The organism is Novosphingobium sp. (assembly GCF_049240505.1).
Taxonomy (GTDB): Bacteria; Pseudomonadota; Alphaproteobacteria; order Sphingomonadales; family Sphingomonadaceae; genus Novosphingobium.
The window spans coordinates 1-7350 of the sequence record NZ_JBMLSM010000077.1; the positions used below are offsets into that span (position 1 = coordinate 1).

Sequence of the window (7350 nt, forward strand, 5' to 3'; positions counted from 1 at the left end):
ACCGGCACGGTCAAGTTCTTCAACGCGATGAAGGGCTTCGGCTTCATCACGCGTGACGACGGTCAGCCGGATGCTTTCGTGCACATCAGCGCGGTAGAGCGTTCGGGCCTGCGTGAACTGAACGAGGGCGACAAGCTGGAATTCGACCTTGAGGTCGATCGACGAGGCAAGCACTCGGCGGTCAACCTGGTGCCGATTCAGGGTTGATCCCGATTGCATCGCTTCCGGTGATTTGACCGGCGGCTTGCAACCACATACGCGCACAGATGGCGGTCCTTTTGGGGCCGCCATTTGTCGTTTGCGATTCCTCTATTTCCGAATTTCCCGGCGGACAGTCTGTTGTATTCCGCCATCCGGCCATTTCCCGACTGAACAGGAGAGCACTATGTCGATCACCCCGCTGATGCCCGTGTACCCCCGGTGCGGCGTGCGTCCGGTGCGAGGCGAACATTGCCATCTGATCTCCGAGGATGGGACGCGCTATCTCGATTTCGCCAGCGGCATCGCGGTGAATCTACTGGGCCATTCGCACGAACATCTGATCGGTGCGATTCAGCGTCAGGCCGCCACGTTGATGCACGTGTCGAACCTCTATGGCAGCCCACAGGGCGAACATCTGGCGCAGCGGCTGGTTGATCTGACCTTTGCCGACACGGTGTTCTTTACCAATTCGGGTGCCGAAGCGGTTGAGTGCGCCATGAAAACGGCGCGCGCCTACCATTCGGCCGTGGGCAATGACCACAAATACGAACTGATCACCTTCAAGAACGCCTTCCACGGGCGGACGATGGCCACGATCAGCGCGTCCAACCAGGAAAAGATGCACAAGGGCTTCCTGCCGCTGCTGGAAGGCTTCAAGTACGTCGATTTTGACGATCTTGAGGGCGCAAAGGCTGCGATGGGGCCGAATACGGCAGGCTTTCTGGTCGAGCCGATTCAGGGCGAAGGCGGTATCCGCGATGGGTCTGACGAATTCATCAAGGGCTTGCGCGCGCTGTGCGACGAACATGACCTCGTGCTGATCTTCGACGAGGTGCAGTGCGGCGTGGCGCGCACCGGTACGCTCTATGCCTATGAACAGTATGGCGTGGAGCCGGACGTGATGGCGACTGCCAAGGGCATTGGTGGCGGCTTCCCGATGGGAGCATGTCTTGCCACTGAAAAGGCCGCGCGCGGCATGGTGGCAGGCACGCACGGCAGCACATATGGCGGAAATCCGCTGGCAATGGCAGCGGGCGAAGCTGTGCTCGACGTGGTGGCCAACGAGGCGTTTCTGGCAGAGGTGCGTGCCAAGGGCGAGCGGCTGCGCGGGTGGATCGAACAGTTTATCGGTAACTATCCCAACCTGTTCAAGGGCGTGCGCGGGCGTGGGCTGATGCTGGGTATCATGATGAACGTCGAGCCACGGCCTTTTGTTGCGCACATGCGGGACAATCATCAATTGCTGACGGTTTCGGCAGGAGACAACACCGTGCGGGTCATCCCGCCGCTGGTGATTGACGACAGCCATATCGACGAATTCATGGAGCGGCTTTCCGCCGCTGCCGCCAGCTACGAGCCGGAGGCCGTTGCATCATGACCAGGCATTTTCTCAATCTGACTGACGCGGGTGGTGACGCGATCGCCGCCATGATGAACGATGCGATCGACCGCAAGGCGGCGCGCAGCGGGTTCTTCAAAGGACGGGTCGATGCCGATGCTCCATTGGCGGGTCACGTGTTGGCGATGGTGTTCGAGAAGAACTCTACCCGCACGCGCGTTTCATTCGATGTGGCGATGCGTCAGCTTGGTGGATCAGCGCTGATCCTTGATGCGGGGACGACTCAACTCGGGCGCGGTGAGACGATTGCCGATACTGCGCGGGTGTTGAGCCGCATGGCCGATGCCATCATGCTGCGCACGGATGATCACGCCAAGGTCGAGGAGCTGGCCCGCTATGCGACGGTGCCGGTGATCAACGGCCTGACCGACCTTTCGCATCCCTGCCAGATCATGGCCGACCTGCTGACCGTGATCGAACACGGCAAAGCGCTGCCGGGTCTGGAAGTGGCATGGCTGGGCGACGGCAACAATGTGCTGAACTCGATCGTCGAGGCTGCCGGGCTGATGAAGTTCAACGTTCGTATCGGCGTGCCTGATGGCTACGAAAGCGATGCTGCGTTTATCGAGGCGGCGAAGCTTGGCGGGGCCAATGTGCGCGTGGTGCGCGATCCGGCCGAAGCCGTGCGCGGAGCGGATGTTGTCGTGACCGATACGTGGATTTCGATGGGGCAGGCGCATGCCGAGGCCAAGCTGGCGGCGATGGAGCCCTATCAGGTAAACGAAGCCTTGATGGCGAAGGCCAAGGCGGATGCGCTGTTCCTGCATTGCCTGCCTGCCCATCGCGGCGAGGAAGTGACCGACGCGGTGATTGATGGTCCGCGTTCGGTTGTGTGGGACGAAGCCGAAAACCGTATCCATGCGCAGAAATCGGTTCTGCGCTGGGTGTTCGGGCAGCTTTGAAGGAACCAGCCAATCGTGAGTGATCAGGTCCAGCCGTCCACCGGTTTCGACAGGGTGATGCATTTCACGCTGCCCGACCGCAATGCGCGCGGTCGCGCTGTGCGGTTAGGACCTGTTCTCGACACGATACTGTCGGCGCACGCCTATCCGGCACCGATCCGGCACTTGATGGCTGAGGCGCTGGCTATCACGGCGTTGCTTGGCTCCCTGCTGAAGGACCAGGAGGGGCAGCTAACGCTGCAGGCGCAGACGCAGGATGGGGTGATCGACCTGCTCGTGTGCGATTATCGCAACGGGGAACTGCGTGGTTACGTGCGGCATGATCGTGCGCGGCTCGACGAGTTGGGGCCGACGCCTTCGCTGTTTTCGCTGTTTGGCGAGGGTTATCTGGCGATCACCTTCGATCTTGCCGCGACTGGCCAGCGTTACCAAGGGGTGGTGCCGCTGGAAGGAAGTTCGCTGGCCGAGGCCTGCGAAAGCTACTTTTTGCAATCGGAGCAGGTGCCGACGCTGATCCGTATCGGGGTGCAGAACACACCGTCCGGTTGCGTGGTGGGTGGGTTGCTGCTGCAACACCTTCCAGAGGGCGAAGAAGGGCGAGAAAGACTTCACGTTCAACTGGATCACCCGGAATGGGAGCACGTGGTTGCTCTGGGTGGGTCGTTGAAGGTCGATGAACTGGTCGATCCTGACCTTGATCTTGAAAGCATGGTGTGGCGACTGTTCCACGAAGAGCGCGAAATCCGCGTTGAGTCCGGGTTGCCACTGACCCGTGGATGCCGCTGCACGATCGAGCATTACCGCGATGTACTCTCGCGTTTTGGTAAACCGGAACGTGATGAGATGAAGGATGAAAACGGCCTGATCATGGTCGATTGCGCGTTTTGTTCTCGAGCCTTCGCCATCGATTTGCCCTGAAATTGGGCATGTCATCGTAAACATGACAGTAATTTTCACGCCTTGACGCACGGTTGGGGCGTTTCAACGCTGCTGTGGCGGTGATATCATGCGACCATAATGATCGTGTGCACAGCAGTGCTGCGATTTGGGGTGCAACACTGGGCCATGTCGAAAATGTTTCGCTTTTATTGCCGCTTCGGCCGAGGTGCCGTTCTTGTATTGACCGCTGCTTGCGGCTTTGCAGCCACATCTGGCGTTGCGCAGGGGCCATCGCTTGCCATGCTTGATCGACTGGAATCAGGTCTGTGGGAAGTGCGTGCGCGTGACGAGGCGGACACCGTGCAGATCTGCATCGACAATGGCCGCAAGCTTATCCAGATCAGGCATCAGCGGGAAACGTGCCGACGCTTTGTTGTCGACGATACGCCGGGCTTGGTCACTGTGCACTATACTTGCCCCGCCAACGGCTATGGCCACACTCGTGTTCGCTTTGAGAATGCGCGGCTTGCTCATCTTGAAACGCAGGGGATTGATAACGGCTTGCCGTTCAACTTCGTGGCTGAAGCGCGCCGTATCGGTCCCTGTCGCTGAATTCTGACGTATAAAGTTACACACGAGACCATTGCATCGGTGCCGTGGCCCGGCTAGCCCGGTGGAGATGGTCGAAAGTTCTACTGAAATCGAAAAGCCGCTAGCCGTTGTCCTTCTCTCAGGCGGCCTTGATTCAATGGTTTGTGCTGCGCTGGCGCAGGAGCAGGGCTTTCGCGTCGCGGCCCTTACCATCGATTACAATCAGCGCCATCGAATTGAACTGGATGCCGCGCGATCTATTGCTGAGCGGCTTGACGTGACCCGACATGTCGTACTGCCGCTGGATCTCCGCCAATTCGGTGGGTCAGCGCTGACCGATGACGTCGCCGTGCCCAAGGATGGTTTGGGAGATGATATCCCGGTGACATACGTCCCGGCACGCAATCTGGTGTTTCTGTCGATAGCGTTGGCATGGGCTGAAGCGGCGGGATCGAAAGACCTTTTCATCGGCGTCAATGCGCTCGACTATTCTGGCTATCCCGATTGCCGGCCCGAGTTCGTAGAAGGCTTTCAAAGCCTCGCTCGTATAGCAACCAAGTTCGGAAGTGAGGGCGGTACCGTGACGGTTCACGCACCGCTGCAGCATTTGAAAAAATCAGAGATCGCGCGCGAAGCAGCGCGACTGGGGCTTGATACCGGACAAAGTTGGTCTTGCTACGATCCCCTACCGGATGGGAGAGCCTGCGGCGTGTGCGACAGTTGTCGTCTCAGGCGCGCAGGATTTGAAGAGGCAGGTCTGAATGACGGAACCCGGTACGGCGGACAATAGCGGCACCGCGCCAGCCTCGCAGCCCCCGCAGGAGGTCTCGGCGTACAGTTGGTACGTGCTGGGCATCCTGGTGCTTGTCTATATCCTGAATTTTGTCGACCGGCAGATTCTCTCGATCCTCGCGAACGATATCAAGCGAGATCTATCGCTTACCGATGCTGACCTGGGCTTCCTCTATGGAACTGCCTTCGCCGTTTTCTATTCGCTATTTGGCATACCGCTGGGACGCCTCGCCGACAGTTGGCACCGCGTCAGGCTGATGAGCTTCGGGCTTGCCGTGTGGTCGGTCATGACCGCCGTTTCAGGCCTTTCGAAATCGGGCGCGCAGTTGACGGTGGCACGGATTGGTGTCGGTGTGGGGGAGGCAACGGCCAGCCCTGCAGCCTATTCGCTCATCTCGGACTACTTCCCGCAGCGCCTTCGCGCCACAGCTTTGGCGATCTATTCTTCAGGTCTGTTCCTTGGCGGCGGTCTTTCGCTGTTCATCGGCGGCCATATCCTTGAAGCATGGAATGCTGCCTATCCCGGCGGAGGTCCGCTGGGACTGGTCGGTTGGCAGGCGGCATTCATGGCTGTGGGCCTGCCCGGCCTGCTGCTGGCGCTTGTGGTGATGACCTTGCGCGAACCGGTGCGCGGCGCGATCGATGGACTGATTACGCCGGGATCTCCGCAACCCTTCAAGGGCTTTGCTGCCGAATTGTTGAACGTCATTCCTCCGTTCACATTGATCGGCGCGGCACGGCGCGGACCGTCCGCACTGGCGCTGAACCTGCTCGCCGCTGCTGTGATCGCGACGATAGCCTATGGGTTGTCACTCGTGCTGGGCCGGTCCACTTTGCAGCAGTGGGTTTTTCTCGGGGTAGGCATCTATGCGGTCTATAGCTGGGCCACGGCACTCAGAGCGCATGACCTGCCGACTTTCCGGTTGATATGGGGAACCCCGGCGTTTCTGTGCACCACGCTGGGGTACGGCATGGTCGCCTTTGTGTCTTATGCGTCGTCCTATTGGGGCGCTCCCTATGCGGAGCGCGTTTTTGGCATTGCCAAAGCCGACCTTGGGCTGACGATCGGCGGGACGGGGGCGCTCGCTGGCTTTCTGGGGGTGATCATAGGTGGTCGCATTGCCGACGCTTTGTTCGCACGCGGACCAGCCGGTCGACTTTACGTCACGCTTTTCGGACTGCTAGCGCCGATTGCACCGTTGGTTGGCGCTTATACCACGGAGTCCTTTACGGCCTTCGTGATCTATTCCTTTATCGCGCATATCATGTCCAGCAGCGCTTTGGGCGGTGCTGCTGCAACCAGCCAGTTGCTGGTTCTTCCCCGAATGCGTGGCACCGCCACCGCCACGTTCTTTCTGGCGACGACGCTTGTCGGACTGGCGCTCGGACCATTCATGGCGGGATACGTGTCCGCCACCAGCGGCGACGATCTGGCTACAGGCGTGCTGTCAACGCTCGTCACCGTTCCTATCGGGATCGTGCTGCTGATGGTGGCGATCAAGTCGGTCCCGGCGGCGCAGTCCAGCTTGGAAAGCCGTGCGCGCGCAGCCGGAGAAGCGATTTGATGCCAACGTATCAGGGGGTGATAACGGCAAGCACGCCGCACGCAATGCGGCCACCGCTATTGCCGGCGGGGTCGGTCTTGTAATCATCAGGTCCGGCATGGACGACGATGGCACTCCCGTCCGCATCAAAGATTGCGGCTCTGAGGTCTTCTGATTGGCCGGTCAAGTCTGTCAGGATGCTGCCTGTGCCATCGGGTTTTACGGTAATGTTCGGAAGATCGCCCATGTGCGGGCCTGCCGCATTCATCATGCCGTGTTTATGGGCTGATGGATTGAGGTGCCCGCCTGCGGTGGTGAATCCGGGAGCATCGCATTTGCCGGTGGTATGAAGGTGAATCCCGTGATCGCCTGGTGAGAGACCGGCGACTTCCGCTGCGAGCTGAATAGCCCCGCCGTTTGCGATCAGCGTTGCTTCACCAATACGCTTGCCTGACGCGTCAAGGAGCGTCGCTTGTGCGAACTTCTCTGTTGCATTCTCTGTTCCCGGCGTGGCGCAAGCTACCAGCAGGAATGGCGCAGAAATAGCGGCAGAAATTGCGATTGATGCGCGCTTTGAAAACATTTGGAATCTCCGTGCAGGTGTTCACGGGGACCATAACGAAAAAGGGGCCGGATTTCTCCGACCCCTCGTTCAGATTTTCGACAAAGTCGAAAATTACATGCCCGAACCCGGACCGTAGGTGATTTCCACGCGACGGTTCTGGAGTTCGCGAACGCCGTCCGCGGTAGGAACACGCGGGTTGTTTTCGCCGAACGCCTGGGTCGTGATCGAGCCATCCGGGATGCCGTGCGAACTCAGGTACGAGCGGACCGACGTGTTACGACGCTCCGAAAGGCCCTGGTTGTACTTCGCGGTGCCCGAACGGTCAGCATAACCGGCAAGCATGATCGGAACGCTGGCGCAGTTGCCATAGGCAGTGACCGCGTTGTCGAGGATGGTAGCAGCTTCCGGCGTGATGTCCGACTTATCCCAGTCGAAGAACACGATGTACGGACCCTTGTTGCAGACCGGAGCCGGCGG

General features: G+C 59.7%; 9 protein-coding genes. 7 read left to right on the top strand and 2 right to left on the bottom strand.

All coding sequences use genetic code 11. The features are described from left to right. From ACOVQ0_RS06345 to ACOVQ0_RS06375, 7 genes are all read left to right on the top strand, one after another. Window positions 1-207, top strand: a 207-nt coding sequence (locus ACOVQ0_RS06345) for a cold-shock protein (protein ID WP_421881662.1), incomplete at its 5' end; no start/stop codon positions are given. Window positions 208-385: 178 nt separating this feature from the next. Next, a complete protein-coding gene (locus ACOVQ0_RS06350) occupies window positions 386-1579 on the top strand; it encodes an aspartate aminotransferase family protein (protein WP_421881665.1) in 1194 nt (397 codons plus the stop codon). Continuing rightward, complete coding sequence (gene argF / locus ACOVQ0_RS06355; RefSeq protein WP_421881668.1) at window positions 1576-2502, top strand: ornithine carbamoyltransferase; 927 nt, start codon at window positions 1576-1578, stop codon at window positions 2500-2502. The genes ACOVQ0_RS06350 and argF overlap by 4 nt, the downstream gene beginning before the upstream one ends. A 57-nt stretch (window positions 2503-2559) precedes the next feature. Continuing rightward, entirely contained in the window at window positions 2560-3420 is an 861-nt protein-coding gene (locus ACOVQ0_RS06360) for an Hsp33 family molecular chaperone HslO (RefSeq protein ID WP_421881683.1), read from the top strand. A gap of 201 nt (window positions 3421-3621) precedes the next feature. Further along, complete coding sequence (locus tag ACOVQ0_RS06365) at window positions 3622-3993, top strand: DUF3617 domain-containing protein (RefSeq protein ID WP_421881670.1); 372 nt, start codon at window positions 3622-3624, stop codon at window positions 3991-3993. A 67-nt stretch (window positions 3994-4060) separates the two neighbouring features. Then, window positions 4061-4762 (top strand): 7-cyano-7-deazaguanine synthase QueC, encoded by a 702-nt coding sequence (gene queC, locus ACOVQ0_RS06370; protein ID WP_421881672.1) that lies wholly within the window; start codon window positions 4061-4063, stop codon window positions 4760-4762. Beyond that, window positions 4734-6329, top strand: coding sequence for a spinster family MFS transporter (locus ACOVQ0_RS06375; RefSeq protein ID WP_421881674.1), 1596 nt, complete (start codon window positions 4734-4736; stop codon window positions 6327-6329). The genes queC and ACOVQ0_RS06375 overlap by 29 nt, the downstream gene beginning before the upstream one ends. Before the next feature lie 10 nt (window positions 6330-6339). Here ACOVQ0_RS06375 and ACOVQ0_RS06380 read toward each other — a convergent pair whose 3' ends face one another. Further along, window positions 6340-6891 carry a superoxide dismutase family protein gene (locus ACOVQ0_RS06380; RefSeq protein ID WP_421881677.1) on the bottom strand — a complete coding sequence of 184 codons (552 nt, stop codon included), beginning with the start codon at window positions 6889-6891 and terminating at the stop codon, window positions 6340-6342. A 93-nt stretch (window positions 6892-6984) separates the two neighbouring features. Beyond that, on the bottom strand, window positions 6985-7350 hold a 366-nt coding region (locus tag ACOVQ0_RS06385), incomplete at its 5' end, for an OmpA family protein (protein ID WP_421881680.1).

Bases quoted from the DNA above. Each gene is read 5' to 3' on its own strand.
- ACOVQ0_RS06350 (WP_421881665.1), top strand. From the start codon at position 386: ATGTCGATCACCCCGCTGATGCCCGTGTACCCCCGGTGCGGCGTGCGT.
- argF (WP_421881668.1), top strand. From the start codon at position 1,576: ATGACCAGGCATTTTCTCAATCTGACTGACGCGGGTGGTGACGCGATC.
- queC (WP_421881672.1), top strand. From the start codon at position 4,061: ATGGTCGAAAGTTCTACTGAAATCGAAAAGCCGCTAGCCGTTGTCCTT.
- ACOVQ0_RS06380 (WP_421881677.1), bottom strand. From the start codon at position 6,891: ATGTTTTCAAAGCGCGCATCAATCGCAATTTCTGCCGCTATTTCTGCG.
- ACOVQ0_RS06375 (WP_421881674.1), top strand. From the start codon at position 4,734: ATGACGGAACCCGGTACGGCGGACAATAGCGGCACCGCGCCAGCCTCG.
- ACOVQ0_RS06360 (WP_421881683.1), top strand. From the start codon at position 2,560: ATGCATTTCACGCTGCCCGACCGCAATGCGCGCGGTCGCGCTGTGCGG.